The sequence below is a fragment of the Psychromarinibacter sediminicola genome, from assembly GCF_029168335.1.
GTDB classification, from domain to species: Bacteria; Pseudomonadota; Alphaproteobacteria; order Rhodobacterales; family Rhodobacteraceae; genus Psychromarinibacter; species Psychromarinibacter sediminicola.
The window spans coordinates 16,949-43,078 of sequence record NZ_JARGYC010000015.1; the positions used below are offsets into that span (position 1 = coordinate 16,949).

At 68.4% G+C, this 26,130-nt stretch carries 26 protein-coding genes; 17 read left to right on the forward strand and 9 right to left on the reverse strand.

The features are described from left to right. Positions 1 to 9: 9 nt before the first annotated feature. Positions 10 to 1,410: a helix-turn-helix domain-containing protein gene (locus P1J78_RS07540; protein WP_275566723.1), complete on the reverse strand. Its 1,401-nt coding sequence runs from the start codon at positions 1,408 to 1,410 to the stop codon at positions 10 to 12. Between the two features lie 44 nt (positions 1,411 to 1,454). Beyond that, complete coding sequence (locus tag P1J78_RS07545; RefSeq protein WP_275566724.1) at positions 1,455 to 2,681, reverse strand: multidrug effflux MFS transporter; 1,227 nt, start codon at positions 2,679 to 2,681, stop codon at positions 1,455 to 1,457. Positions 2,682 to 2,873: 192 nt separating this feature from the next. Here P1J78_RS07545 and P1J78_RS07550 point away from each other — a divergent pair, with 192 nt between their 5' ends. The 9 genes from P1J78_RS07550 (at position 2,874) to P1J78_RS07590 (ending at position 10,986) form a co-directional block, all read left to right on the forward strand. Continuing rightward, positions 2,874 to 4,406: an acyl-CoA carboxylase subunit beta gene (locus P1J78_RS07550; RefSeq protein WP_275566725.1), complete on the forward strand. Its 1,533-nt coding sequence runs from the start codon at positions 2,874 to 2,876 to the stop codon at positions 4,404 to 4,406. Positions 4,407 to 4,455: 49 nt separating this feature from the next. Continuing rightward, positions 4,456 to 4,761 (forward strand): hypothetical protein, encoded by a 306-nt coding sequence (locus P1J78_RS07555; protein WP_275566726.1) that lies wholly within the window; start codon positions 4,456 to 4,458, stop codon positions 4,759 to 4,761. Positions 4,762 to 4,764: 3 nt separating this feature from the next. Then, the gene (locus tag P1J78_RS07560; RefSeq protein WP_275566727.1) at positions 4,765 to 5,505 is read left to right on the forward strand and encodes a class I SAM-dependent methyltransferase; all 741 of its coding nucleotides are present in this window, start codon (positions 4,765 to 4,767) and stop codon (positions 5,503 to 5,505) included. Further along, positions 5,502 to 5,894, forward strand: coding sequence for a DUF6497 family protein (locus P1J78_RS07565; protein ID WP_275566728.1), 393 nt, complete (start codon positions 5,502 to 5,504; stop codon positions 5,892 to 5,894). Before P1J78_RS07560 ends, P1J78_RS07565 begins: the two co-directional genes overlap by 4 nt. A gap of 211 nt (positions 5,895 to 6,105) precedes the next feature. Then, entirely contained in the window at positions 6,106 to 6,246 is a 141-nt protein-coding gene (locus tag P1J78_RS07570) for a hypothetical protein (RefSeq protein ID WP_275566729.1), read from the forward strand. A gap of 90 nt (positions 6,247 to 6,336) precedes the next feature. Next, complete coding sequence (locus P1J78_RS07575; protein ID WP_275566730.1) at positions 6,337 to 6,687, forward strand: hypothetical protein; 351 nt, start codon at positions 6,337 to 6,339, stop codon at positions 6,685 to 6,687. Positions 6,688 to 7,024: 337 nt separating this feature from the next. After that, positions 7,025 to 7,234: a hypothetical protein gene (locus P1J78_RS07580; protein WP_275566731.1), complete on the forward strand. Its 210-nt coding sequence runs from the start codon at positions 7,025 to 7,027 to the stop codon at positions 7,232 to 7,234. 123 nt (positions 7,235 to 7,357) lie between these two features. Continuing rightward, positions 7,358 to 9,403 carry an acetyl-CoA carboxylase biotin carboxylase subunit gene (locus P1J78_RS07585; protein ID WP_275566732.1) on the forward strand — a complete coding sequence of 682 codons (2,046 nt, stop codon included), beginning with the start codon at positions 7,358 to 7,360 and terminating at the stop codon, positions 9,401 to 9,403. Then, complete coding sequence (locus tag P1J78_RS07590; protein ID WP_275566733.1) at positions 9,400 to 10,986, forward strand: DUF8728 domain-containing protein; 1,587 nt, start codon at positions 9,400 to 9,402, stop codon at positions 10,984 to 10,986. The genes P1J78_RS07585 and P1J78_RS07590 overlap by 4 nt, the downstream gene beginning before the upstream one ends. A gap of 4 nt (positions 10,987 to 10,990) precedes the next feature. Here P1J78_RS07590 and P1J78_RS07595 read toward each other — a convergent pair whose 3' ends face one another. Then, positions 10,991 to 11,521 carry a DUF4174 domain-containing protein gene (locus P1J78_RS07595; protein WP_374213204.1) on the reverse strand — a complete coding sequence of 177 codons (531 nt, stop codon included), beginning with the start codon at positions 11,519 to 11,521 and terminating at the stop codon, positions 10,991 to 10,993. A 111-nt stretch (positions 11,522 to 11,632) separates the two neighbouring features. On the opposite strand from P1J78_RS07595, the gene scpA reads away from it, so the two are divergent. The 6 genes from scpA (at position 11,633) to P1J78_RS07625 (ending at position 16,753) form a co-directional block, all read left to right on the forward strand. Further along, complete coding sequence (gene scpA / locus P1J78_RS07600; protein ID WP_275566734.1) at positions 11,633 to 13,771, forward strand: methylmalonyl-CoA mutase; 2,139 nt, start codon at positions 11,633 to 11,635, stop codon at positions 13,769 to 13,771. 139 nt (positions 13,772 to 13,910) lie between these two features. After that, positions 13,911 to 14,270: a VOC family protein gene (locus P1J78_RS07605; RefSeq protein WP_275566735.1), complete on the forward strand. Its 360-nt coding sequence runs from the start codon at positions 13,911 to 13,913 to the stop codon at positions 14,268 to 14,270. Continuing rightward, entirely contained in the window at positions 14,267 to 14,764 is a 498-nt protein-coding gene (locus P1J78_RS07610) for an MAPEG family protein (RefSeq protein WP_275566736.1), read from the forward strand. The genes P1J78_RS07605 and P1J78_RS07610 overlap by 4 nt, the downstream gene beginning before the upstream one ends. A 92-nt stretch (positions 14,765 to 14,856) precedes the next feature. Continuing rightward, positions 14,857 to 15,477: a VOC family protein gene (locus P1J78_RS07615; protein WP_275566737.1), complete on the forward strand. Its 621-nt coding sequence runs from the start codon at positions 14,857 to 14,859 to the stop codon at positions 15,475 to 15,477. After that, positions 15,474 to 15,971: a GNAT family N-acetyltransferase gene (locus P1J78_RS07620; RefSeq protein WP_275566738.1), complete on the forward strand. Its 498-nt coding sequence runs from the start codon at positions 15,474 to 15,476 to the stop codon at positions 15,969 to 15,971. The genes P1J78_RS07615 and P1J78_RS07620 overlap by 4 nt, the downstream gene beginning before the upstream one ends. 101 nt (positions 15,972 to 16,072) lie before the next feature. Further along, positions 16,073 to 16,753 (forward strand): molecular chaperone DjiA, encoded by a 681-nt coding sequence (locus P1J78_RS07625; protein ID WP_275566739.1) that lies wholly within the window; start codon positions 16,073 to 16,075, stop codon positions 16,751 to 16,753. Positions 16,754 to 16,885: 132 nt separating this feature from the next. Here P1J78_RS07625 and P1J78_RS07630 read toward each other — a convergent pair whose 3' ends face one another. From P1J78_RS07630 to P1J78_RS07640, 3 genes are read right to left on the reverse strand one after another with little or no spacing between them, the layout of a single operon-like run. After that, positions 16,886 to 17,788 carry a dimethyl sulfoxide reductase anchor subunit family protein gene (locus tag P1J78_RS07630; protein ID WP_275566740.1) on the reverse strand — a complete coding sequence of 301 codons (903 nt, stop codon included), beginning with the start codon at positions 17,786 to 17,788 and terminating at the stop codon, positions 16,886 to 16,888. 4 nt (positions 17,789 to 17,792) lie between these two features. Beyond that, complete coding sequence (locus tag P1J78_RS07635; RefSeq protein WP_275566741.1) at positions 17,793 to 18,542, reverse strand: 4Fe-4S dicluster domain-containing protein; 750 nt, start codon at positions 18,540 to 18,542, stop codon at positions 17,793 to 17,795. Beyond that, positions 18,539 to 21,385 carry a molybdopterin oxidoreductase family protein gene (locus P1J78_RS07640; protein WP_275566742.1) on the reverse strand — a complete coding sequence of 949 codons (2,847 nt, stop codon included), beginning with the start codon at positions 21,383 to 21,385 and terminating at the stop codon, positions 18,539 to 18,541. The genes P1J78_RS07635 and P1J78_RS07640 overlap by 4 nt, the downstream gene beginning before the upstream one ends. Positions 21,386 to 21,497: 112 nt before the next feature. Here P1J78_RS07640 and P1J78_RS07645 point away from each other — a divergent pair, with 112 nt between their 5' ends. Continuing rightward, positions 21,498 to 22,376: a LysR substrate-binding domain-containing protein gene (locus P1J78_RS07645; RefSeq protein WP_275566743.1), complete on the forward strand. Its 879-nt coding sequence runs from the start codon at positions 21,498 to 21,500 to the stop codon at positions 22,374 to 22,376. Positions 22,377 to 22,427: 51 nt separating this feature from the next. After that, entirely contained in the window at positions 22,428 to 22,928 is a 501-nt protein-coding gene (locus P1J78_RS07650) for a PPC domain-containing protein (protein ID WP_275566744.1), read from the forward strand. On the opposite strand, the gene P1J78_RS07655 is transcribed toward P1J78_RS07650, so the two are convergent. The 3 genes from P1J78_RS07655 to P1J78_RS07665 all read right to left on the reverse strand — a co-directional run bounded on the left by P1J78_RS07655 (position 22,864) and on the right by P1J78_RS07665 (position 26,094). After that, a complete protein-coding gene (locus tag P1J78_RS07655; protein ID WP_275566745.1) occupies positions 22,864 to 23,943 on the reverse strand; it encodes a quaternary amine ABC transporter ATP-binding protein in 1,080 nt (359 codons plus the stop codon). The two genes, P1J78_RS07650 and P1J78_RS07655, sit on opposite strands and share 65 nt — an antisense overlap. 10 nt (positions 23,944 to 23,953) lie before the next feature. After that, positions 23,954 to 24,991 carry an ABC transporter permease gene (locus P1J78_RS07660; protein WP_275566746.1) on the reverse strand — a complete coding sequence of 346 codons (1,038 nt, stop codon included), beginning with the start codon at positions 24,989 to 24,991 and terminating at the stop codon, positions 23,954 to 23,956. 107 nt (positions 24,992 to 25,098) lie between these two features. After that, positions 25,099 to 26,094, reverse strand: a complete 996-nt coding sequence (locus tag P1J78_RS07665) for an ABC transporter substrate-binding protein (protein WP_275566747.1) — start codon at positions 26,092 to 26,094, stop codon at positions 25,099 to 25,101. Positions 26,095 to 26,130 lie beyond the last annotated feature (36 nt).

Consider the following 26,130-nt stretch of genomic DNA (forward strand, 5'->3'; position numbering starts at 1 on the left):
CGTTCCGCGTCAGCCGATCCGGTAGGGCAGACCCTCCCGCGTGTCGGGGTCGACGCTGAGCGGTCGTTCCAGGGGCGGGACCGAGCGCTGGTGGCAGTCGCGCCGCTCGCAGATGCGGCAGGAGATGCCGATCGGTTCGTAGGCCTCGGGCCGGCTGAGGTCCATGTCGTCGGCATAGACCAGCGCCTCGGCATGGGCGATCTCGCAGCCCAGCCCGATGGCATAGCGGCGCACCGGCGCGTGGAAGCTGCCGCCCGATTTCGACACGTCCCGCGCCAGGCACAGGTAGCGCACGCCGTCCGGCGTCTCGGCCAGCTGCCGCAGGAAGCGGCCGGGCCGTTCGAATGCCTGATGGACGTTCCACAGCGGGCAGGCGCCGCCGAAGCGGGCGAATTGCAGCCGCGTGGCCGAGTGGCGCTTGGTGATCGTGCCGGCCTGGTCGACGCGGACGAAGAAGAACGGCACGCCGCGCGCGCCAGGCCGCTGCAGCGTCGACAGCCGGTGCGCCACCTGCTCGATCGAGGCGCCGAACAGGTCGGCCAGCCGTTCGAGGTCGTGCCGGTGTTCCTGTGCGGCGGCGAGGAACCGGCGATAGGGCAGAAGCGCGGCGCCGGCGAAGTAGTTGGCCAGCCCGATCTTGGCGATGGCGCGCGCCTCGTCGGTCTGGAACCGGGCGAGGTCCAGTGTTGCCTCCAGAAGATCGTTCTGTGTCAGCAGCGCGATCTGGTGGAGAAGCTGGAACCGCTGGGTGGGCGCCGAACTGCGGGCCGACAGGACCAGCCGGCCGCCATCGGCGTCGTATGAGCGCAGGGCGTCAACCTTCTGTAGTTCCACCTGGATTCCCGACTTGGACAGATGCGATATCGCCGCGGCGCGGATGTCGGCCTGCGCTGCCTCGCTCTGTGCAAAATGCTCGGCCGCGCGGTCCACCGCGTCGATGTAGTTGTCGCAATAGTGAAAGAAGTCACGCACCTCGTCCCAGGGCGACGGGCGCACCTTGCTGTCGGAGCGGCCCAGCACCTCGTCCAGCGAGGCGAGCCGCTCGTGCGCCTGCCGGTAGGCGCGGTGCAGCTCCAGGAAGGCGCGCGCCAGCGTGGGGGCGTTGGAGGCCGCCAGCCGCAGGTCGGCGAGCGGCGGGACCGCCTCGGCGAAGACCGGGTCGGCCAGCGCCTCGCGCATGTCCACCACCATCCGCTCGGCATCGCCGGTCGACAGCTCGGTCACGTCCAGCCCGAACTCCTGCGCCAGCGCCAGCACCACCGCCGCCGAGACCGGGCGGTTGTTGTTCTCCATCTGGTTCAGGTAGGGCAGCGAGACGTCGAGCTTTTCCGCGAAGGCCTTCTGCGTCAGCTCCAGCCGCACGCGCAATTCGCGCAGCTTCGAGCCGGCATAGAGTTTGCGCTTGGACATGGCCGCCCCCGGTTTGCAGGTTTGCAGTCCGGGGTTAGCAGGTGCTAAGCGCTGTCGGCAAGGCCCAGCCGCTGTTCGCGGCGGATCACCATGGCGATGGCCAGCACCCCGAGGATCGACACCACGATCTGGATGTAGAGCAGCGGGTAGGGGCCGGTCTCGACGCTCAGGATCTCGCCCGCAAGCTGCGCCAGCGCCGCGCCGCCGCCGATCATCAGCGCGCCGCCCAGCCCGCTGGCGGTGCCGGCGAGGTGCGGGCGCACCGACAGCGTGCCGGCGATGGCGTTGGGCAGGACCATGCCGTTGCCGAGCCCGACGAAGCACATGAACCCGAAGAAGGTCAGCGGCGTTCCGAACCCCGCCAGGAACAGCACCAGCGACGCCGCCACGCCGCCCGCGCAGATCAGCGCGCCGACGATAATCATCCGGTTGATCCCGACCTGGGCCGAATAGCGCCCGGTCAGGTAGTTGCCCAGGATGTAGCCAAGCGCCGGCGCCCCGAACATCACGCCCAGCATCGAGGGCGACAGGCCGAAGATGTCCGACCCGATCAGCGGCGCGCTGCCGACATAGGAAAAGAACGCGCCAGAGCTCAGCGCCGCCGCCAGCGCGTAGCCCCAGAACCGCGGCGAGGTCAAAAGCTCGGGGTAATCCCGGAACTGCTGCCGGAAGCTGGCGCTTTGATTGCGGTTCGTCTCGCCCTGGTCGGCCCAGATCAGCCAGAGCGTGGCGAGGCCGAAGAGCAGGAAGGCCCAGAAATTCGCGCGCCAGCCGAGCCATTCGTCCAGCAGGCCGCCAAGCGCGGGGGAGAGCATCGGCACGACGGCCATGCCCATGGTCACGTAGCCGATCATCGAGGCGGCATTCGCCTGGTCGTGTGTGTCGCGGACGACGGCGCGGCTCAGCACCATGCCCACGACGATGAAGGCCTGCAGCATGCGGAAGGTCAGAAAGACCGTGACATTCGGCGCCAGCAGGCAGCCGATCGTCGCCACGACGAAGATCGCCAGGCCGCCCAGCATGACGGGCCGGCGCCCGAAGCGGTCCGCCACGGGGCCGATGAACAGCTGCAGGATCGCATTGCCCAGAAGGAACAGCGTGACCGACCGCGCGATCACGCCGTAGTCGGCGTCGAAATGCTCGGCCATGCTTGGCAGCGACGGCACGTACATGTTCATCGCCAGCGCCGAGGTGCTGGCCATGACGATGAGCGTGAAGATATGCGGCGGTGTGCTGCGGTCCAGGAAGCGGACCCCGGAATTACGTGTCATTGGCATGTATTAAGGCGGCGCGTGCGGGTTGTCCATCGGTGGTGACGGATTCAGGACGGCCACCCGACAATTTGCAGTTTCGCAATTCGCGGAACCCCTCTTGCCAAGTGTTTGCAAATTTACCGGAAAGTTCTTTCCCGAGCCCCGCGCGTGACGTAGGAACGCTGGCGAACCGGATCGGAGGGACGCCGCATGAAGGATATTCTGCACGAGCTCGAACGCCGCCGTGACATGGCTCGCATGGGCGGCGGCCAGAAGCGGATCGACAGCCAGCACGGCAAGGGCAAGCTGACCGCGCGCGAGCGGATCGAACTGCTGCTGGACGAGGGCTCGTTCGAGGAATTCGACATGTTCGTCGCCCACCGCTGCACCGATTTCGGGATGGAGCAAAGCCGCCCCTACGGCGACGGCGTCGTCACCGGCTGGGGCACGATCAATGGCCGCATGGTCTATGTCTTCTCTCAGGATTTCACCGTCTTCGGCGGCTCGCTGTCCGAGACCCACGCCCAGAAGATCTGCAAGATCATGGACATGGCGATGCAGAACGGGGCGCCGGTGATCGGGCTGAACGACTCGGGCGGCGCGCGCATCCAGGAAGGCGTCGCCTCGCTCGCGGGCTATGCCGACGTGTTCCAGCGCAACATCGAGGCCTCCGGCGTGATCCCGCAGATCTCGGTCATCATGGGGCCCTGCGCCGGCGGCGCCGTCTACTCCCCCGCGATGACCGACTTCATCTTCATGGTGAAGGACACCTCCTACATGTTCGTGACCGGCCCCGACGTGGTGAAGACCGTGACGAACGAGGTCGTGACGGCCGAGGAGCTGGGCGGCGCCACGACCCACACCCGCAAGTCCTCCGTCGCCGACGGCGCCTTCGAGAACGATGTCGAGGCGCTGGCCGAGGTGCGGCGGCTCGTGGACTTCCTGCCGCTCAACAACCGCGAGAAGCCGCCCGTTCGTCCGTTCTTCGACGATCCAGACCGGCTGGAGAGCTCGCTCGACACGCTGATCCCGGATCACCCGAACACGCCCTACGACATGAAGGAGTTGATCCTGAAGGTCGCGGACGAGGGCGACTTCTACGAGATCCAGGAAGACCACGCCAAGAACATCGTCACCGGCTTCATCCGGCTGGAGGGGCAGACGGTCGGCGTGGTGGCGAACCAGCCGATGGTGCTGGCCGGCTGCCTCGACATCGACTCGTCGAAGAAGGCGGCGCGCTTCGTGCGGTTCTGCGATTGCTTCGAGATCCCGATCCTGACCTTCGTGGACGTGCCGGGCTTCCTGCCGGGGACCGGCCAGGAATATGGCGGCGTCATCAAGCACGGCGCAAAGCTCCTGTTCGCCTATGGCGAGGCGACGGTGCCGAAGGTCACGGTCATCACCCGCAAGGCCTATGGCGGCGCCTATGACGTGATGGCGTCCAAGCACCTGCGCGGCGACTTCAACTATGCCTGGCCCACCGCCGAGATCGCGGTGATGGGGGCCAAGGGCGCGACCGAGATCCTCTATCGCTCCGAACTGGGCGATGCCGAGAAGATCGCCGCGCGAACGCAGGAATACGAGGACCGCTTCGCCAACCCCTTCGTGGCCGCCGAGAAGGGCTTCATCGACGAGGTGATCCAGCCCCGCTCCACCCGCCGCCGGGTCAGCCGGGCCTTCGCGTCGCTGCGCAACAAGAAGCTGTCCAACCCCTGGAAAAAGCACGACAACATCCCGCTCTGAGCCGCCCGTGACCCGCGCCCGCTGGCATATCCTGGGTGGTGAGCCCCTGGTGCTGACCCGCCGTCTGCCGCCGCGCTTCGACGTGGTGGCCGAGACGGGGTTTCCGTGTGTCCCGCGCCGCCGCCTGGCGCATCAGGTGCGGCAGGACGTGTGGCGCGCCCTGCGGCATGTACGGGGCTTTTCGCCGGTGGTGGAGGTCGCCGCGGACGGGTCCGCGCTGCGCCTGCGGGCCGGCGGGCGGATCGACGGTGCTGCCGCGGACCGGGCCGGACTTCGGGCGCGGATCCACGAGCTGCTGCACGAACCGGCCCGCCGCGCCCGCTGGCAGCGCCATGCAGAGCGAGGGCAGGACTGAGCGATGGGCACCGATGCGGACCGCATGATCGAGGAGCTCGACCTGTCGATGTTCGGGCGGCAGGACTTCGTGAACATCGTCCTGCAGCGCTCCGACGTGCTGGGCTACACGCGCGAGGCGAACCGGCTGGTGCGCAGTTGGGAGGCCGGCGATGCTGCGCCGCTGGAGGCGGCGGTGGATGCCGACGGCGACCGCTACGCCCGCGAAGCGGCCCGGCTGATCCGGGACGAGTTCGTTGCGCTTCGCGGCCTGATGCAGCGCCTTGCGCCGGCCCGGATCGCCGATATCGGCTGCGGCTACGCGATCTTCGACTTGTTCGCCTACCGGGCGCTCGATTGCGACCTCCTGCTGATCGACATCGAAGAGACCGAATCGCGGCACTTCGGCTTTGCCAATGAAGGCGCGGGCTATTCCAGCCTGGCCAGGGCCACCGAGTTCCTGGTCGCCAACGGCGTGCCCGAGGCCCGGATTCGCACCTGGAACCCGAACCGGGAGGAGGCGCCCGGAGGCCCGCCCATCGACATCGCGGTCAGCTTCCTGTCCTGCGGCTTTCATTATCCCGTCGACATGTACCTGCCGTTCTTCCGCTATGCCGTGGCGCCGCGCGGCGCGGTGATCCTGGATCTGCGCGGAAGCAGGGCCGACCGGATCATCGCCACGCTCGAAACGCTGGGCAAGGTGCGCGTGCTGCGCCGGGGCGGCGGCGTCAGGCGGGTTCTGCTGAAGAAGCGGGACGCCGAATGATGCGCTGCGCCGGTCTTGCCGCCCTTTTGCTCGCCGGCCCCGCGGCGGCGGAGACGGTGGATGTGCCGTCCGGCCAGCCGGTCGAACTGGCCGAGGTGATCCGCGAGGCGCACGGTCCGAAAGGGGTGACGCTGCGCTTCCGATTCGTGGCGCCGCGCATCGCCGGCGGGGAAGACAAGCTGCCTTTCGCCGAGGTTGCGGCCGACATGGATTTTCTGTGCTCCGGCTACGCGCTTTCGCACCTTCCCGCGCCGGGGCCGCGCCCGGACCGCATCATCATCTCGCTGGCCGCTGCGCCGGTCGAATTTGGCGATATCCGGCCGGAAATCACCCAGTTTTTCGAGGCTTACGAGATCGACGGCGACGCCTGTATCTGGGAGGGGATATAATGCACACACCATATGTTGCGGCCCGTGCCGGCGCCGCTACCCCACTTGATGCAACGGTGCCACAAACCCGGCCGCAAGTTAGGGGCGAATTTCCTTTTCCTCACGAATGTTCTATCGTCACGGGAGGTTACCGGACAGTGACCTGTACCCTGAATGGGAGGCCCTGCGCGACACAGGCGTTCGGCCTCCGTCTTTACGACAGGAGACTAGGATGTCGAAGAGCATCAAACTGGTTCTCGCCTTTGGCCTCGTTGCCTTCGCTGCGGCCTGCGCCCAGCAAGAGGAAGAGCCGGTCTACATCGAGCCCGAACCGATTACCGTCGAGCCGGTTTACACCGGCAAGTACAAGTAATCGCCGGGCGGGGCGGGCGACCACGTCGCCCGCCCCGAACTGCCGGCCCGTCCGGGCCGCCGTAAGACCCCCTGTCCGGGAGGGGGACGCATGCTGAAGCATCGCGGGTTTCCCGGCCGTCTCCCAGGCACCGATTTCCAGTTCACGATTCGCCGTGCGAATCCGCGCGGGGTGACGCCGATCATTCGGCGCGAACGCCATGCCGACCGGCGCCCGGCCGACCGCGCCGCCGACGCCGCCTTCCTGCAGGCCCTCTGGGACCATTTCGGCGCCGAGCCGTTCGAACGCGGCAATCTCGACGCCGGCCGTCTGTCCTGGCTCTTCGGGAGAGAGGTCGTGCCCGCCGAAGACCCGTTCGACCCAGCCAGTTACGACGCGCTCTTGCGGGTCGATCCGGCCGCCGCCCGCGCCGCCTTTCCCGAGCTGGAGATCCGGCCATGATCGGCGTGTTTCCGCGAGGCGGCATTCCATTTCGGCGGGAAACAGCGCATGCGGTTGTGTCCCAATTCTTGCACTTTGCACGGCCCGGCAATGGCGTCAGGTTCGACCGCGAGACGCGGATCGCGAACCGGCGGTTCAAAGGTGCACGTCTCAACCGTTACCCTTCCCCTTATCGGCGGTCTGACCTTCCCCGGGTCAGACCGTCACCTTTTCCGGCCGAGCCCGGGTTTCGGCGACAACTTGCCGAGATGAAAGGGTTTTCCCGGCACGGCTTTGACTTGGGCCGCGGCTTGGCGCTTTCTGATCCAAGAGCAGTCAGACCCGAGGGGCACGTCCCATGCGCATCCGTCTTTTCGCCTTCCTGGCCGTCGCGGCCGCCGGCCTCGCCGGCTGTGGCCAGACCCCGCTGGAACAGGGCATCTTCGGCGCCGGCTCCGGCGCCGGCGCCTTCGCGCTTACCGGCGCCGACCCGGTCACCGGCGCGGTCATCGGCGCGGCCGGCAACATGGCCTATTGCCGCTACGTCAAAGGCGCCAACTGCCGCTAGGCCCACCGCCGAATTTTCGTCGAAAATTCGCTGCCGCTTCACCGCCCCGGCCCCGTGCCCGGGCGGCTTTCGTCGTTGTGCCCGGCCCGCGCGGCCGGGGCCAAGAACAAAAGGGAACGGGACATGTTCAACAAGATACTGATCGCCAACCGCGGCGAGATCGCCTGCCGAGTGATCAAGACGGCGCGGAAGATGGGCATCGCCACCGTCGCCGTGTATTCCGAGGCCGACCGCCACGCGCTGCATGTCGCGATGGCCGACGAGGCGGTGCATATCGGCCCGCCGCCTGCGAACCAGTCCTATATCGTGATCGACAGGATCATGCAGGCGATCCGCGATACCGGCGCCGAGGCGGTGCATCCCGGCTATGGCTTCCTGTCGGAGAACCCGAAATTCGCCGACGCGCTGGAACAGGCCGGCGTCGCCTTCGTCGGGCCGCCTAAGGGCGCGATCGAGGCGATGGGCGACAAGATCACCTCGAAGAAGATCGCCAAGGAGGCGGGCGTCAACACCGTTCCCGGCTACATGGGCCTGATCGAGGATGCCGACGAGGCGGTGAAGATCGCGCAGGAGATCGGCTATCCGGTGATGATCAAGGCCAGCGCCGGGGGCGGCGGCAAGGGCATGCGCATCGCCTGGACCGACGAGGAGGCGCGCGAGGGCTTCCAGTCGTCGAAGAACGAGGCCGCCTCCAGCTTCGGCGACGACCGCATCTTCATCGAGAAGTTTGTCACCCAGCCGCGCCATATCGAGATCCAGGTGCTGGCCGACCAGCACGGCAACGCGATCTACCTGAACGAGCGGGAATGCTCGATCCAGCGCCGCAACCAGAAGGTGGTGGAAGAGGCGCCCAGCCCCTTCCTCGATGCCGAGACCCGCAAGGCGATGGGCGAGCAGGCCTGCGCGCTCGCCAAGGCGGTGGACTATGCCAGCGCCGGGACCGTCGAGTTCATCGTCGACGGCGACAAGAACTTCTATTTCCTCGAAATGAACACCCGCCTGCAGGTGGAACACCCGGTGACCGAGCTGATCACCGGCGTCGACCTCGTCGAACAGATGATCCGCGTGGCCAACGGCGAGAAACTGAGCCTCACCCAGGACGACATCGGCATCGGCGGCTGGGCCATCGAGAACCGGCTTTATGCCGAGGACCCCTATCGCGGCTTCCTGCCGTCGATCGGCCGGCTCACCCGCTACCGCCCGCCGCAGGAACAGGCCGCCGGCCCGCTGCGCGACTCGGGCAAGTGGATGGACGAGGCGCCCGCCGCCGACACCGCCGTGCGCAACGATACCGGCGTCTACGAGGGCGGCGAGATCAGCATGTATTACGACCCGATGATCGCCAAGCTCTGCACCTGGGGCCACACCCGGGAGGAGGCGCTGGAGGGGATGCGCGTCGCGCTCGACAGCTTCGAGGTCGAGGGGATCGGCCACAACCTGCCGTTCCTGTCGGCCGTGATGGATCACCCGCGCTTCATCCGGGGCGACATCACCACCGCCTTCATCGCCGAGGAATACCCCGAGGGCTTCGACGGCGTGGACCTCGGCGCCGACGCGCTGCGCCGCATCGCCGCCGCCTGCGCCGCGATGAACCGCGTGGCCGAGATCCGGCGCACCCGCGTCTCGGGCCGGATGGACAACCACGAACGCCGCGTCGGCGAGGACTGGAACGTCAGCCTGCAGGGCCACAGCTTCGACCTGACCGTCGCGGCCGAGAAGGGCGGCGCGACCGTCACCTTCTCCGACGGCCTGGTGCATCACGTCACCGGCGACTGGACCCCGGGCGACCAGCTGGCTCATGTCCACATCGACGGCAAGCCACTGGTGATGAAGGTCGGCAAGATCGTTCACGGCTTCCGCATCCGCTCGCGCGGGGCCGACCTGCGCGTCCATGTCCGCACCCCGCGCCAGGCCGAGCTTGCCGCGCTGATGCCCGAGAAGCAGGCCGCCGACACCTCGAAGATGCTGCTCTGCCCGATGCCCGGCATGATCGTGAAGATCCACGTCGACGCCGGCCAGGAGGTGCAGGAGGGCCAGGCGCTCTGCACCGTCGAGGCGATGAAGATGGAAAACATCCTGCGCGCCGAACGCAAGGCCACCGTGTCGCAGATCAACGCGGGGCCGGGCGACAGCCTCGCCGTCGACGACGTGATCATGGAGTTTGAATGACGCAGAGCGACGCCGGCGGCTGGCGCCTGTCCCTTATCTCGGTCATTGTTTCTGCGGCAGCGTTTTACCTGCTGCAGGACACAGCCTACGATATTGCCGGCGGGCATTTCGACTATCCGCTGGACGACCCCTATATCCACCTCGCAATTGCGGAACAGATCCGTGCGGGGGGATACGGGGTCAACAGTAGCGAACCCGCGGCGGCGGCCTCGTCACCGCTTTATCCGCTGTTGCTGGTGCCCTTCGCGGGGACCGAGTGGCATCGTTACATGCCGTTGTTCTGGAACGTGTCCGGCCTGCTGCTCGCGGCGGCATTGTGGGGGCGTATCCTGTGGGCAGCGGGCTACGGGCGCGGCGTGGTCGGCTTGCTTTTCGCCGTCGCGGCGCCCGTCTGTTTCAACCTTGTCGGACTCGCCTTCGTAGGTATGGAACACATGCTGCACTTGGCGGCGAGCCTTGCCGTCGTACTCGGACTGCTGACTTTCGCCGATACGCGAAGGATAACCGCCCCCTTGGTGCTTGGCATTCTTTTCGCTCCGCTCTTGCGGTTCGAGGGGCTGGCGCTGGCCATCCTCGCTGCCGGGATGGTGAGCATTTCGGGCCGGTGGCGGGCCGGTGTCTCGCTCCTGGGTCTTGCGATCCTTCCGGCGCTCCTATTTGCGGCGTTCCTCATGTCGATGGACTTGGGGCCGCTGCCAAGCTCGGTCCGGGTCAAGCTCACGCCCCCGCCCGACGCCGAGGTTACGGGCGTATTCGACTTCCTTATGTTGAAGCTCACAAACGCTTTCACCGAAAGACACGAGCTCATCCTGACCCTGCTTTTGGTAGTGACGGGTATCTTCACCGCGATTCGATCGTTGCGGACCTCGGCGCGCGGCCGGATCATACTGCCCGTCATCGCCGGTGCGGGGCTTGCGCATCTCTTGTTCGGCCGCTTTGGCTGGATGGATCGCTACGAGGTTTATATCCTCTTGGTCATGGCCGCGGGGCTTCTGGCCGTCGCCGCCGTGGGCCCGGCATCTCGCTGGTGGCCTGCGCTGGTCGGGGCGCCGATGCTGTTCGCGGCCGCGCTCTACGTGCCGTTTGTGGTCGTCATCTACCCTCTGGCCCCGCGGGCTATCCATGTCCAGCAGGGCCAAATGGCCCGCTTCGCAAAGCAGTTCCTGGAAGAGCCTGTGGCGGTCAACGATCTAGGCTACGTCTCCTGGCAGAACCCGAATTACGTTCAGGACATCTGGGGCCTCGGAAATGCCGAAGCCTACGAACTGCGGGTGAAACAGGGCGGGCCGCCGGGCTGGGTCGACAGGCTGGTCGACAACCAAGGTGTCCGTTTTGCCATGGTCTACGACAGCTGGGTGCTGCCTGAGGATATCGGCGACGACTGGCGACTCCTGGGCCAACTCACCACAGCGGTCTCCACGTTCTATCTGGGCGGGCACATCGTGAACTTCTATCTGGTCGATCCGCAGGCCGAGGCTGCGCCGTTCATGGACAAGATCGGTCGCTGGGCGGAAGACCTGCCGCCCGGCGCACGTTTCCGCTTCACCTCGGACGACGTCGACCTGGCGGGGGAGGCGGGATGACCGTCTATCCCCCGAACCCCTGCGCGCGAATCTCCTCCTTGCGGAGGGGCCACTTGTCGATCGCCCGCGTGATCTCGCGCACGTCCCACGGCAGCGGCTTGCGCAGATTGACGTCGCCGTCCTTGCCGATCAGCGTCAGCTGGAACCCCCGCGGCCGCAGTTTCGTCCGGACGGCCGAATCCGCCTCGGGATCGGTGTCGGTGATCACCACCACGTCGCGGGCGATCAGCGGCTCGGGTCGCGAGGTCAGAAGGTTCATCTGCTCGCGAAACCGCGGGTCGGCGGGCGTGTCGGCGAAGACCACAACCGGGCGGTTCGTCCAGAGGAAATCGTCCAGGGTCACCTCGGTCGCGTCCACGACCAGAAGAACCGGCACATCGTCTTCGTCCATTTCGGCTCCGACGTCCTCTTCGGCCGCGTCCTCGACGACCTCCGCGCCGGTGACACCATCGTCCGACGTCATCACGGTCGCTTCCTGCGCCGCGACGGACCACGCCGCCGTCGCCGCGACCAATGTTATCAACAGCCTGACCATCAATCCTCCTGACCCTACGCATATAAGATGGGGCAGGGCAGATGCGAAGTGCAATCACGCCTCCGTCAGTTTTCCTGACGCCGGGGCACTCATCGGAAAGGAGCCGTCGCGATGAGCGATTTCGACACCTGGAAGGCCCGCGCCGAGAAGGAATTGAAGGGCCGGTCGGTCGAGGACCTGACCTGGCACACCCTCGAAGGCATCGACGTCAAGCCGGTCTATACCGCCGAGGACACGGCCAAACTCGACCACATGGGCAGCCTGCCGGGGTTCGAGCCGTTCCTCCGCGGCCCCCGCGCCACGATGTATGCCGGCCGGCCCTGGACCATCCGGCAATATGCCGGCTTCTCCACCGCCGAGGAGTCGAACGCCTTCTACCGCCGGGCGCTGGCGGCGGGGCAGCAGGGCGTCTCGGTCGCCTTCGACCTGGCCACCCACCGCGGCTATGACAGCGATCACGAACGCGTTGTGGGCGACGTGGGCAAAGCGGGCGTCGCCATCGATTCGGTCGAGGACATGAAGGTGCTGTTCGACGGCATCCCGCTGGAACAGGTATCCGTGTCGATGACGATGAACGGCGCCGTCATCCCGATCCTCGCCAACTTCATCGTCACCGGCGAGGAACAGGGGGTGGAGCGCGCGCAGCTCTCGGGGACCATCCAGAACGACATTCTCAAGGAGTTCATGGTCCGCAACACCTATATCTATCCGCCCGAGCCCTCGATGCGGATCATCTCGGACATCATCGAGTATACGTCCAACGAGATGCCCCGCTTCAACTCGATCTCGATCTCCGGCTACCACATGCAGGAGGCGGGTGCGAACCTGGTGCAGGAGCTGGCCTTCACGCTGGCCGACGGCCGCGAATACGTGAAGGCCGCGATCGAGGCCGGGATGGACGTCGACCGCTTCGCCGGCCGGCTGTCCTTCTTCTTCGCCATCGGCATGAACTTCTTCATGGAGGTCGCCAAGCTGCGCGCCGCCCGCCTGCTCTGGCACCGCATCATGACCGAGTTCGGCGCCCAGTCCGAACGCTCCAAGATGCTGCGCACCCATTGCCAGACCTCGGGCGTGAGCCTCGCCGAACAGGACCCCTACAACAACGTCGTCCGCACCGCCTACGAGGCGATGTCGGCCGTCCTCGGCGGCACCCAGTCGCTGCACACCAACGCGCTGGACGAAGCGATCGCGCTGCCCACCGACTTCAGCGCCCGCATCGCCCGCAACACCCAGCTGATCCTGCAGGAGGAAACCGGCGTCACCAGCGTCGTCGACCCGCTGGCGGGCTCCTACTACGTCGAAAGCCTGACCGCGGAGCTGGCCGAGAAGGCGTGGGCGCTGATCCAGGAGGTCGAGGAGATGGGCGGCATGACCAAGGCCGTCGCCTCCGGCATGCCGAAGCTCAGGATCGAGGAATCCGCTGCCCGCCGCCAGGCGATGATCGACCGCGGCGACGAGGTGATCGTCGGCGTCAACAAGTACCGCCCCGCCGAGATGGAAGAGATCGACATCCTCGACGTCGACAACGTCAAGGTCCGCGACGGCCAGGTCCGGCACCTGCAGAAACTGCGCGCCGAACGCGACCAGCCCGCCTGCGACGCGGCGCTGGCCGAGTTGACCCGGCGCGCGAAGGAGGGGGGCAATCTCCTGGAGGCGGCGGTCGAGGCCGCGCGCGCCCGGGCCACCGTGGGAGAGATCAGCATGGCGATGGAAAAGGTGTTCGGCCGGCACAGGGCCGAGGTGAAGACGCTCGCGGGCGTCTACGGCGCGGCCTACGAGGGCGACGAGGGCTTCGCCGCCATCCAGAAGGCGGTGGAGGACTTTGCCGAGGCCGAGGGGCGGCGGCCCCGGATGCTGGTGGTCAAGATGGGCCAGGACGGCCACGATCGCGGCGCCAAGGTCATCGCGACCGCCTTCGCCGATATCGGCTTCGACGTCGATGTAGGGCCCTTGTTCCAGACGCCGGAAGAGGCCGCGCAGGACGCCGTCGACAACGACGTGCACGTGGTGGGGATTTCCTCGCAGGCGGCGGGCCACAAGACGCTGGCGCCCAAGCTGATCGAGGCGCTGAAGGCGCAGGGCGCCGAGGACATCATCGTCATCTGCGGCGGCGTGATCCCGCATCAGGACTACGAGTTCCTGAAGTCCGCGGGCGTCAAGGCGATCTTCGGCCCCGGCACCAACATCCCTGAGGCGGCGCAGGAGATCCTGCGGCTGATCGGGTCGGACCGGAAGGAAGCGGCGGAGTAGCGGCAGGGCGGTCGGGCGGCACGGCGCTTCCCCGCGCGGCGCCGCCGGCCCGCGCGCACCGCGTAACCCGAGAAAACCGATACCCCCTAACGCCCATCTCCCGTAGGCTCCCCGCCAACTGCACCAGGGGAGCACCCATATGACAGGCCACGTGACCGGCATCGGCGGCCTCTTCTTCCGCGCCGCGGATCCCGCCGCCCTGAAGGCATGGTACGCCACCCATCTCGGCATCGATTCCAGCCCCGTCTGGCCGCAGGCCGCCGGCCCCACCGTCTTCGCCCCCTTCGCCGCCGATACCGATTACTGGCCGGCCGACCGGCAATGGATGCTGAACCTGCGGGTCACCGGGCTGGACGCGCTCATCGCGTCGTTGCAGGCGTCGGGAATCGCGGTAGAAACTCGGCCAGAGGAATGGGACCACCCCGAGGTCGGGCGCTTCGCCCGGATCGTGGACCCGGAAGGCAACAACGTGGAACTGTGGGAGCCGCCCGAGGCATGAGCAAACAGAGAAAGATCCTGATCGGCATGGCCGGCGGCGTGGTCTGGAGCGTCCTGCTGATCTGGATCGGCAGCACCATGGTCAGCGTGCCCACCATGATGCGCCAGCTGGTCCAGCCGTTCTATGCCCTGGGCCCCGGCATCGCGCTCGTGGCGATCATCGGCACCATCGCCACCCGCCGCTTCCTGACCCCCGATCTGATCGACGGCGAGACGCCTCCGCCGGGCAGCCGCACCGAGATCGACCTGCGGGTGCTGCGCAACACGGTGGAACAGGCGGTCGTGGCGCTGTGCATCTGGCCGGCGATCTCGATCCTGCTCTACACCGACGGCCCCGGCGTGGTGCTGGCCCTGACGGCCGGCTTCCCGGCCGCAAGGCTGGTCTTCTGGTACGGCTACCACAAATCGCCGCCGCTGCGCGCCTTCGGGTTCGCGGCCACCGCCTATCCGACCGTGCTCGCCCTGCTCTGGGCATTGCTGCTGCGGGTCTTCTGAGCGCGGCCGCCGGCCGCGCGCCGTTTTCTTGCAAAGAAAACGGACCGGATCGTTCGCAACGATCCGGCACCGGACGACAAAGGACACCGCCCATGCCCGACGCCTGCCGTCTCGATCACATCGCGGTCTCCGCTGGCGCGCTGGACGAAGGCGTGGCCTATGTCGAGGCCGCGCTTGGCCTGCCGCTCGCCCCGGGCGGGCGGCATCCGGCGATGGGCACGCAGAACCGGCTGCTGGGCCTCGGCGACATATACCTGGAGGTCATCGCCATCGACCCGATGGCCGTGCCGCCCGGCCGCCCCCGCTGGTTCGGGCTGGACGATTTCGCCGGCCGGCCGCGACCGACCAACTGGATCGCCCGCACCGACGATCTCGACGCCGCGCTGCGGCTGGCGCCCCCGGATGCCGGCACGCCCGTGGCGCTGGAACGGGGCGACCTGGCCTGGCGCATGGCGGTGCCGGCGGACGGCCGACTGCCCTTCGACGGCGCCTTCCCGGCGCTGATGCAATGGGACGCCGGCCGCCACCCGGCGAAACGCCTGCCCGAGGAACGCGCACGGCTCCGCGCGCTGGAGGTGCAGCACCCCGAGGCAGACGCGCTCCACGCCGCGCTGGCGCCGCTCTTCGACCCGCTGCCGATCACGCTCCACGAGGGGCCATTCGCGCTGCGCGTCGAGGTGGAGACGGCCCACGGCCGCCGCGTGCTCGAATGAGGATCCGCCCCGCCACCGCCTCCGACGCGCCGGCCATTGCGGCGCTGTGGAACCCGGTGATCCGGGACACGCTGATCACCTTCAGCCCGGTGGAGAAGACCCCCGACGCCGTCGCCGCCGACATCGCCGCCCGCACCCGCGACGGCCACGCCTTCCTCGTGGCCGAGGCCGAGACCGAGGGGGAGGGGCTCGCGGGCTTCGCCACCTATTTCCAGTTCCGCGGCGGCGAGGGCTATGCGCGCACGATGGAACATACCGTCATCCTCGCCCCCGCGGCGCGGGGCCGGGGCCTCGGGCGTGCCCTGATGGCGGCGCTGGAGGCGCATGCCCGCGCCGCAGGCGTGCACTCGATCATCGCCGCCGTCAGCTCCGCCAACCCCGAGGGGCGCGCTTTCCACACCGCCATCGGCTACGAACCGGTCGCCATCCTGCCCGAAGTCGGCTACAAACGGGGCCGTTGGCTCGACCTCCATCTGATGCAGAAACGGCTCTGACCGCCCGCCCGCGCGCAATTCTCCACCGCCGCACAGGCCGTGCGCATCCGCCACGGCATTTCCCCGTTAACGCGGCCCCCGTTACCCACTAGGCTTCTCCCATGTCGATCTGGACCCGCATCGCCCAGGCCCTCTCCGCACTCGCCAAGGGCGAGGGGCTGTCGGCCGTCTTCGACAAGCTGCGCACGCCGCCCGAACGCTCGGTCGCCTTCACCATCGCCGTGGTCGCGCTGGGCGCCAAGATGGCCAAGGCCGACGGCCGCGTCACCCGGCACGAAGTCTCGGCCTTCCGCCGCGTCTTCACCATCGCGCCGGAGGAGGAGAAGAACGCCGCCCGCGTCTTCAACCTCGCGCGCACAGACGTGGCGGGCTACGAGGATTACGCCCGCCGCATCGCCCGCATGTTCCCGCCCGAATCGGGGGTGCTCTGCGACCTGATGGAGGGGCTGTTCCACATCGCCGTGGCCGACGGCAGCTACAACGTCGAAGAGGACACGTTCCTGTCGAACGTCGCGCGCATCTTCGGGCTGACCGAGCGCCAGTTCCGCCAGGTCCGCGCCCGATTCGTGGCCGAGGCCGAGCCCGACCCCTACGAGGTGCTGGGCGTCGACCCCGACACGCCGATCCCCGAGATCCGCCGCGCCTGGCTGCAGATCGTGCGCGAGAGCCATCCCGACCGGCTGGTCGCGCGGGGTCTGCCGGAGGAAGCGGTGAAGATGGCCGAGAAGCGGCTGATCGACGTGAACCGGGCCTGGGAGGAGATCCAGGACAAGGCGGCGTAGGTTTCGGACCGCTTTCGCGATCCGACCCGCCTTGGGGGATCGGCCCCGTCGTCCCTCAGGGTCGGACCGCCGGCGCCCCGATGGCCGCCGCCTTTGAGCGTATTTGGAACGAGAAGAAGCAGCGGGGGCGCGCTACCGGTGGCCGTAATAGGCGCCGACGGCGTGTTCGGCCTCGGCGAAGAACAGCCAGCGTTCGAAGAGCAGCCCGGCGAGATGCGACAGCAGGGCGGCAGGGGCCAGGCCCGGCGTGGCGGGGACGGCGGCCAGCAGGGCCAGGAGCAGCGCGGGGAGCGCGGCGCCGAGGCCTGCGGCGAGCCGGCGGACGGCCGTGGCGCGGCGGCGGGCGAGGCGGAAGATCATCTCGTCCTGCAGGTAATTGCGTCCCGTATGCGGCGGCTCGAACTGGCGGACGGTGCCGAGGGCGCCGAGGGCCGTGGTGGCCTCGGGGGACGGCCGGCGCGTGGCGTTGGCGCGGTGCCACCAGGCGGCCTTCAGCGCGGCGGCGGTGGCGAGGAGCGCGAGCGCCAGAAGCGTGAGGGGGCGCGAGGCGGCGCCGGAGAGGGACAGGACGGCCAGCAGCCCGCCGGTCGCCGCGAAGGCCAGAAAGCTGAGCGGGGTCAGCGGCGTGTGCCAGCGCGGCACCGTGCGCAGCTGGGTATAGATCATCGCGGTGGCCAGCACGGTGGCGGCGGCCAGCAGCGCCGACAGGAGGCCCAGCGCGGCGAGGCGCGTGCCGGTGACGATCCAGGTCAGGGCATAGGCGCCGAAGACGGCGGAGGTGGCCGCGGCCAGCACCGCTTCCCGCGACAGCCAGGACGAGCGCCACTGCGAGAACGCCCGCCACGCCCGGTCCGGCCGCCGCAGGTGCAGCGCCGAGGCGCCGAGCCCGCCCGCCACCAGCGCACCGGAGGCCACGGACACGGTCCAGGCGTACCAGATCCCGGCCGGCCCCAGGCCCAGCCCGGTCCAGGCGATCAGCCCGAAGCCCAGGCCGGACAGGACGGTGAAGAGGATCAGCGACGGCGCCGGGTGCATGCGGCTAGTCCAGAAGCGCCAGCGCCCGGTCGACCCAGCCGAGAAACCCGCCGGGCGCCTCTTCGGCGTCGGGGCGCGCGGGGGGCGGCGTCTCGCGGGTCTTGGGGCGCGGGGGCAGGTACTTGTTGACCGGCTTCGTCCCCTGCTCGGGCATCAGGTCGACGCCGCCGCGCGCCGCCACCATCCGCGACACGTCGCTGTCCGGATCGCCCAGGTCGCCGAAATGGCGCGCATTGGCGGGGCAGGTGCGCACGCAGGCGGGCTCGCGGTCTTCCTCCGGCAGGTTCTCGTTGTAGATGCGGTCGACGCACAGGGTGCATTTCTTCATCACCCCCTCGGCCGCGTCCATCTCCCGCGCACCGTAGGGGCAGGCCCAGGCGCAGAGGCCGCAGCCCATGCAGGCGTCCTCGTTGACCAGCACGATCCCGTCGGCGGCGCGTTTGTAGCTGGCGCCGGTGGGGCAGACGGTGACACAGGGCGCGTCCTCGCAATGCAGGCAGGAGCGGGGGAAGTGGACGATCTGGGGCGGGGCGTTCTGGGGGGCGTCTTCCGGCGTCACCTCGTAGCTGTGGATGCGGTTCAGCCAGGTGCCAGAAGGGTCCGCGCCATAGGGATCCTGATCCGACAGCGGCGCGCCGTAGGCCGCGGTGTTCCATTCCTTGCAGGCCACCGCGCAGGCATGGCAGCCGACGCAGATGTCGAGGTCGATGACGAGGCCCAGCTTGACGCCGGACGGCTCGGGCAGGGTGGTCATGGCTTGCCCCCGTAGGTCAGGTCGTCCGGCCCGGTGCCGACCGGCGAACGTTGCGGCGTGCTCGCGGGCAGGCTCTCCGCCGGCGCCTCCGCCTTTTCGATCCGCACACGCAGGTCGAACCACGCCGCCTGTCCGGTGACCGGATCGGAATTCGTCCAGCGCCGCCCGTCGCCCTTCGGCGGCAGAAGCTCATGGATCAGGTGGTTCATCAGGAAGCCCTTCGTCGTCTCCGGTGCGCCGGGGCGCAGCGCCCAGGCCCCCTTGCGCTTGCCGATGGCATTCCAGGTCCAGAGCGTGTGGCCGTTGCAGGCCCCCGTCCGGCGCACCGGCACCACGATCTCGCCGTGATGCGAGGTGACGCGGGCCCAGTCTCCGTCGGCCAGCCCCGCCGCGTCCGCCACCTCGTTCGGCACGTAGAGCGGGTTTTCCCCGTGGATCTGGCGCAGCCAGGCGTTCTGCGAGCCCCAGCTGTGATACATCGCCGCCGGCCGTTGGGTGATGGCGTGGAGCGGATACGCGGCCGGGTCCAGCGCCGCCTCCTCGAAGGGCGGGTACCAAGCGGGCAGCGGCGAGAAGCAGTCGCCGATCCGCGCGCGCAGGTGGTCGGGCGGCTGATGCTCGCCGTGCCCCTCGGCGGCCAGCCGGAACTTCTGTAACGGCTCGGACCACAGCTGGAAGACATAGGGCTGCGGCCGGTCGATCAGCCCCATCTCGACGGCCCAGTCCTGGTAGGCCGCGTTCCACGGCTTGAAGAACTGCGCCTCCTCGGGGATTTCCGCCGTGAAGAACCCGCCGTTCTCGCGGTACCGCGCCACCTGGTCCGGGTTCGGCGCCCCGCGGCCGTGCTGCGTCCCGTCGCCGCGCCAGCCAGCCAGCGGGCCGATACCGGGCCGCCGCTCGTGCCGGGCCATGTAGTCGGCATAGTCGCGGTACTTCGGCCCGCCCTCCGCGTCGCAGAACGCCGGCAGCCCCAGCCGCGCGCCCAGCTCGATCAGCACGCTCTGGAACCCGCGCACGTCGCGGTCGGGGTCGACCACCGGCCAGCGGATCGCGTCCGCCAGGCTGTCGGGCTCGGAAATCGGCCGGTCCAGCAGGCTGATGCAGTCGTGCCGTTCCAGGTAGGTCGTGTCGGGCAGCACCAGGTCGGCATAGGCGACGGTCTCGGACGAATAGGCATCGGCGTAGATGATATGCGGGATCACGTAGTCGCCTTTGTCGTCCGCCCGCGTCAGCATCTCGGCCGTGCCGCCCGTGTTCATCGACGAGTTCCACGCCATGTTCGCCATGTAGAGAAACAGCGTGTCGATCCGGTACGGGTCGCCCTCGGCCGCGTTGGCGATGACCATGTGCATCATGCCGTGGACCGCGAGCGGGGCGTCCCAGGTGAACGCCTTGTCGATGCGCTGGGCGCTGCCGTCCGCCTCCAGCAGCAAGTCCTCCGGCCCGGCCGGAAAGCCCAGATGCGGGCCGGGCAGCGGGGCGCAAGGGTGGGTGTCGCCGTGCGGCTTGGGGTGCGCTTCGACCGGCTTGGGGTAGGGCGGCTTGAACCGGAAGCCGCCGGGGCATTCGACCGAGCCCAGAAGGATCTGCAGAAGGTGGATCGCCCGGCAGGTCTGAAACCCGTTGGAATGCGCGGAGATGCCCCGCATCGCGTGAAACGCCACCGGCCGGCCGACCATGCGGTCGTGCCGGCGGCCCAGCCAGTCGGTCCAGGGCCGCTCAACCACGATCTCCTCCTCGAAGGCCACCCGCGCCAGCTCCGCCGCCAGCCGCCGGATCGTCGCCGCGGTCACGCCGCAGCGCGCCGCCACCGCCTCGGGCGCGTAGTCCTCCGCCAGATAGGCCGCTGCCATCCGCTGGAAGACAGGCCGCCCTGTCCGCCCGTCCGGCAGGGTCACGTCCACCGTCAGCTCCGGCACCGCGCCGGGCGTGTCCCATGCCACGAGCTTACCAGTCTTCCGGTCCAGGATCAGCGCCTTGCCGTCCGCGTCCCGCGCGAACAGCCCGTGCTTCGCCGTCCCGGGCGCGTCCACCAGCAGCCAGCCCGCGTTGGTGTAGCGCGCCAGATACGCCACATCCACGCGCCCCGTCCCGAACAACTCGTGCACCAGCGCCAGCACGAACAGACCGTCGGTCCCGGGCGTGATGCCGACCCACTCGTCGGCGATCGCGTTGTAGCCCGTGCGCACCGGGTTCACGCCCACGATCTTCGCCCCGCGCGCCTTCAGCCGCGACAGCCCCAGCTTGATCGGGTTGGAATCGTGGTCCTCGGCCACCCCGAAGAGCATGAACATCTTCGCCCGCTCCCAGTCCGGGGCCCCGAACTCCCAGAACGCGCCGCCCATCGTGTAGATGCCGGCGGCGGCCATGTTGACCGAGCAGAACCCGCCATGCGCCGCGTAGTTCGGCGTGCCGAATTCCTGCGCCCAGAGCGAGGTGAGCGATTGCGACTGGTCGCGCCCGGTGAAGAAGGCGAGCCGCTTCGGATCCGTCTCCCGAATGCCGCCGAGCCACTCGGTAGCCAGCGACAGCGCCTCCTCCCACTCGATCTCCTCGAATTCGCCCGACCCGCGCGGGCCGTTGCGGCGCAGCGGTTTCCGGAGCCGGGCGGGAGAGAGGTGCTGCATGATCCCCGCCGAGCCCTTGGCGCACAGCACGCCGCGGTTCTTCGGATGATCCCGGTTGCCCTGGATATAGCTGACCTGCTTCCGCCCGTCCGCGCCTTGCTTCAGGAACACGTCGATCCCGCAGCGGCAGGCGCACATGTAGCACGTCGTCTGCGCGACCTCGTCGGCCATGTGCGGCGACAGATCGGGCGCCGGCTCATCCCTCCGGCGTGTCATCGGCAAAGGTCTTCTGCAGCGGTCATCGGGCGCATGGTCTCCCGCGCCCGCCCTTCGAGCAAACGAATAATTCTTCTCGCTTCAATCGAGTATTCCGATTAATCCTGATGCCATGACCCTCGACCAGCTCCGCGCCTTCGTCGCCGTCGCGGAACGCGCCCATGTCACCCGCGCCGCCCGCGCCATCGGCCGCACGCAATCGGCCACTTCCGCTGCGATCTCGGCGCTGGAGCGGCAGTCGGGCGTGCAGCTCTTCGACCGCGTCGGCCGCGGGATCGAGCTGACCGAGGCCGGCCGACGGTTCCTGCCCGAGGCGCGGCGCGTGCTGGAACAGGCCCGCGTCGCCCGCGCCGTGCTGGAGCAGGCCTCGGGCACCGTCACGGGCCGCGTCTCGGTCGGCGCCAGCCAGACCATCGCCAACCACTGGCTGCCGCGCCGGCTGGCCGCCTACAGCGCCGCCTATCCCGGCATCCGGCTGAACATCACCATCGGCAACACCCAGACGGTCGAGTCGGCGGTGCTCGACGGTACGGTCGATATCGGGCTGGTGGAGGGGCCGACGGGGCCGGGCGCGCTGACCCGGCAGGTGGTGGACACCGACCGCCCGATGCTGGTGGTCTCCGGCCGTGGCCCCGTGCCCCTGCCGGCGGGCGGCCGGATCGACCTGCAGGCGCTGCCCTGGGTCCTGCGCGAGCCCGGCTCCGGCACCCGCCACGTGCTGGAGGAGTTGTGCGAGCGCGAGGGGATCGACTTCGAGACCCTGCGCATCGTGCTGGTCCTGCCCAGCAACGAGGCGGTCTGCGAGGCGGTCGAGGCCGGCGCTGGCGCCACGGTGATCTCCGAACAGGTGGCGGCGGCAGCGGTGGCCGAGGGCCGCCTGCGGGCGGTCCCCGTCGCCCTGCCGGAGCGCGACTACGTCCTGATCCGCCACGCCGAGCGGACGCCCACGGCGGCGCAGCGTGCGCTGGTGGCGGCGCTGGCGGGCGGGTAGGGGCGCGTCGACACCGCCGAAAGCGCGACACCGCTCGGACTGGGGGAGGTGGTGCGCACCAACATCCTGCCGCGCGAGGATGCCGATTTCTACCGGATCGCGTTTGCCGAGCGCGGCGTCGTCAAGGTCCGGATCCCGGCGATGCCCGAGGAACTCGACATGAGCTTCCGGGTTCTTGCGCCGGACGGCACCGAGGTGTCCGGCTGGACCTCCGCCCCCCGCGCCGGCGCCTCCTGGGAGGGCGAGGCCGACATCCCCGCCGCCGGAACCTACATCCTGGAGGTCCGGGACCGTTACAACAATGCGCGGTCGGCGGCGAGCTACACGATGCAGGTCGTCAGACAGGGCACAGCGCCGTCCGCCGTGTCCGCTCGCCAGGCGGCGCGCGGAGGCGTGGCGGCCGAACGGCGCGTCGTCACCCGGGACCGGCGCGGCTTAGAAGACGGCAATACCCCCCGCAACCGTCGCGACCTCGCGCGCGGGGGGATCAGGCGCTCGCCCGGTGGCGCATCCCGCCTTCCGAGGCGCTGGTCGGGACCAGTGCGCGCATGAGATCCTGCATGTCGAGTACGCCGATCTGCCGGCCCTGATCGCGGACGACGAAAGTCTGTCCGAGATCGCCATGCGACACCGCGATCACGTGCTCCAGATTGTCTTCGGGTCCGATCTCGGGCATGTCGTCGGGCTGCGGCTCGTTCGTGCGCCGCATCACCGAGCGCACCCGCAACACGCGCGCGCGATTGATGTCCGACACGAAGTCGACGATGTAGTCGTCCTGCGGGTCCATCAGGATCGTCTGCGGCTCGCCCTGCTGCACCACATAGCCGTCCTTCAGGATTACCAGATGGTCGGCCAGCCGAAGCGCCTCGTCCAGGTCGTGGCTGATGAAGACGACGGTCTTCGACAGTTCCGCCTGCAGCTCCAGCAGCAGATCCTGCATGTCCGTGCGGATCAGCGGGTCGAGCGCCGAGAACGCCTCGTCCATCAGCATGATCGGCGCGTTCGAGGCCAGCGCGCGCGCCAGCCCGACGCGCTGCTGCATGCCGCCCGAAAGCTCGTTCGGATACTGGTGGCCGTTGCCCTTCAGGCCGACCCGGTCGAGCCAGTACTCCGCCTGATCCTCGTATTCCGAGCGCGGCTCGCCCCGGACCACGAGCGCCAGCGCCACGTTCTGCCGGACGGTCCGGTGCGGCAGCAGCGCGAAGTTCTGGAACACCATCGACATCCGGTGGCGCCGCAGCCGCCGCAGCGCGTTCTCGTTATAGGCCAGGATGTCCTCGCCATTGACCAGAATCTCGCCCGCCGTCGGGTCGATCAGCCGGTTGAGGTGGCGAATGAGGGTGGACTTGCCCGAGCCGGACAGGCCCATCATCACCGTGATATCGCCTTCCTTCACGTTGACGTTGATATCGTTCAGACCGATGACGTGGCCGTGATGCTGCAGCAGGTCGGATTTGCTGACCCCCTGCTTGACGTGTTCGAGCGCATTCACCGGATCCTCGCCGAACACCTTGTAGAGGTTGCGGATCTGGATGGCGGTGGTCTTGTCGTCGCGATCGCCGACCATGCTGTCTCCCTCAGGTCTTCTGCGTCGTGTTGATGCGGGCGAGCGAGGCCTTGGTCACGCGGTCCAGGATCACCGCAAGCAGCACGATGCCGAGACCGGCCACCAGGCCGACGCCCAGTTCGAGGTTGCGGATGCCGCGCAGCACCAGCACCCCGAGGCCCGGCGCCGAGACCAGGCTGGCGATCACCACCATGGCGAGGCTCATCATGATCGTCTGGTTGACGCCGGCCATGATGTTCGGCAGCGCCAGCGGGATCTGCACGCCGAACAGCTTCTGGCGGTCGGTCATGCCGAACGCCTCGGCGGCCTCGATCACGTGCTTGTCCACCATCCGGATGCCCAGATCGGTCAACCGGATCACCGGCACGATGGCATAGAGGATGATGGCGATGCCGTAGAGCTTGGGCTCGGTCACGCTGAACAGGAAGATCAGCGGGATCAGGTAGACGAAGGGCGGCAGCGTCTGCAGCATGTCCAGGATCGGGATCGTGGCGTTGCGCATCGTGTCCGAGCGCGACATGGCGATCCCGATGGGCACGCCGAAGAGCACGCATATGAAGGCGCAGACGAAGATGATCGCCAGCGTCTGCATCGCATAGTCGTAGTGGTCGATGAAGGCGAGCCCCATGATGCAGAGCGCGACGAAGCTCACGAGCTTCCACGACTTCGACACTGCCCAGGTGATCAGCAGCAGGATCGGGATCACGATCCACCACGGCGTGTTCAGGATGGCATAGAGCGCGCCCTCCAGCGCCCAGGACAGCGGTTGCGTGATCGGGTCGAGCACGACCGACATCGCGTCCTTCACGTCGAGAAACCCCTGTTCCAGGCCGCGCGTCAGCTGGCGCGACTGGGGAAAGGCGGGGCAGGCGTCGTTGAGCGCATCCATCGATGGGAACGGCAGTTCCCATGGATCGAAGCCCTCCGTCCCTTCGGTGCCGCGCGTCTGCGCGGACAGGTCCGCAAGCGAGGTCGGGGCGCTGCTCCCGCCGGCATCGCACCATCGGTCGAGCCCGAGCCCGCTGAACACCCAATCATAGGTCGCCATGTCTGTGTCCCGTCAGCCCCGGCAGGGGGCCGTCATATCGTGTCAAAGAAACGGCAGGGTCCGCAAGCCGGACCCTGCCGCGGCGCGTCGTCGCTATGGCCGGGCGTTCAGCCCTCGCCGAGCAGCGAGGACAGGTTCTCGCGCGCGCTTTCGTTCAGCCAGCCGGACCACTCGTCCTGGTAGGTCTGCAGGAAGTGGGCCGCAGTCTCGTCCGCCGAGGCGCTGTTCTCGTCCTGCCACGCGAGCAGGGCGCTCATCGTGTCCGTCTGGAAGCTCATGTTGCTGAAGAACTCGGTCACTTCCGGATTGGACTCGGCGAACTCCGTGGTCACCGAGGTCAGGATCGGCGCCGCCGGGAAGTCGGAGACCTGCGGATCCGGGGTATCGGGGTTCTGCAGGTTGGCGAAGGCCTCGTCCTTCACCGGCCCCAGGTCGACGCGGGTCATGTCGTACTTGCCCATCGGCACGGTCGGACCCCAGTAATAGCCGAACCACGGCTCCTCGTCCTCGACGGCCGAGCCCATGGAACTGGCCAGCGTCTCGCCCGAACCGTGGTTGAACACCTCGATGCCCGCGCCTTCCAGATCGAGCGCGCGGACGAGGTTGTCGCTCACCACGCGGCAGCCCCAGCCGTCGGGGCAGTTGTTGAACCGGGCGCCCACCAGCTCGGGGTTCTCCATGACGCCCTCGATCGTGGTCAGCTCGGGATGCTCTTCCGCAAGGTAGGTGGGGATCCACCAGCCCTCGACGCCGCCGGGCTGCAGCACGTTGTTCACGCGGGTCATGGTGCCGCGATCCTCGAGCTTGCGATAGGCGTCGCCGGCCGAGTTGAGCCACAGGTTGGTCACGACGTCCGGCTCGCCGTTCTCCGAGACCGAGGTCACGGCCGGGATCGTATCGGACGGCACCAGGGTAACGTCGCAGTTGTAGCCTTCCACCAGCAGGAAGCGCGCGATCTCAGTCGTCACGTTGGCCGCGGCCCAGTTCATCTGCGCGATCGAGACTTCGCCGCATTCGCCGGCGTCCTGTGCCGTTGCGGGCAGGGCCGCGGCGAGCGGTGCGGCGAGTGCGGTCGCGCCGAGCAGCATGGATATGCGTGTCATTGTTTCTCCCTCACATCCTCTTGACTGCGTGCCGCC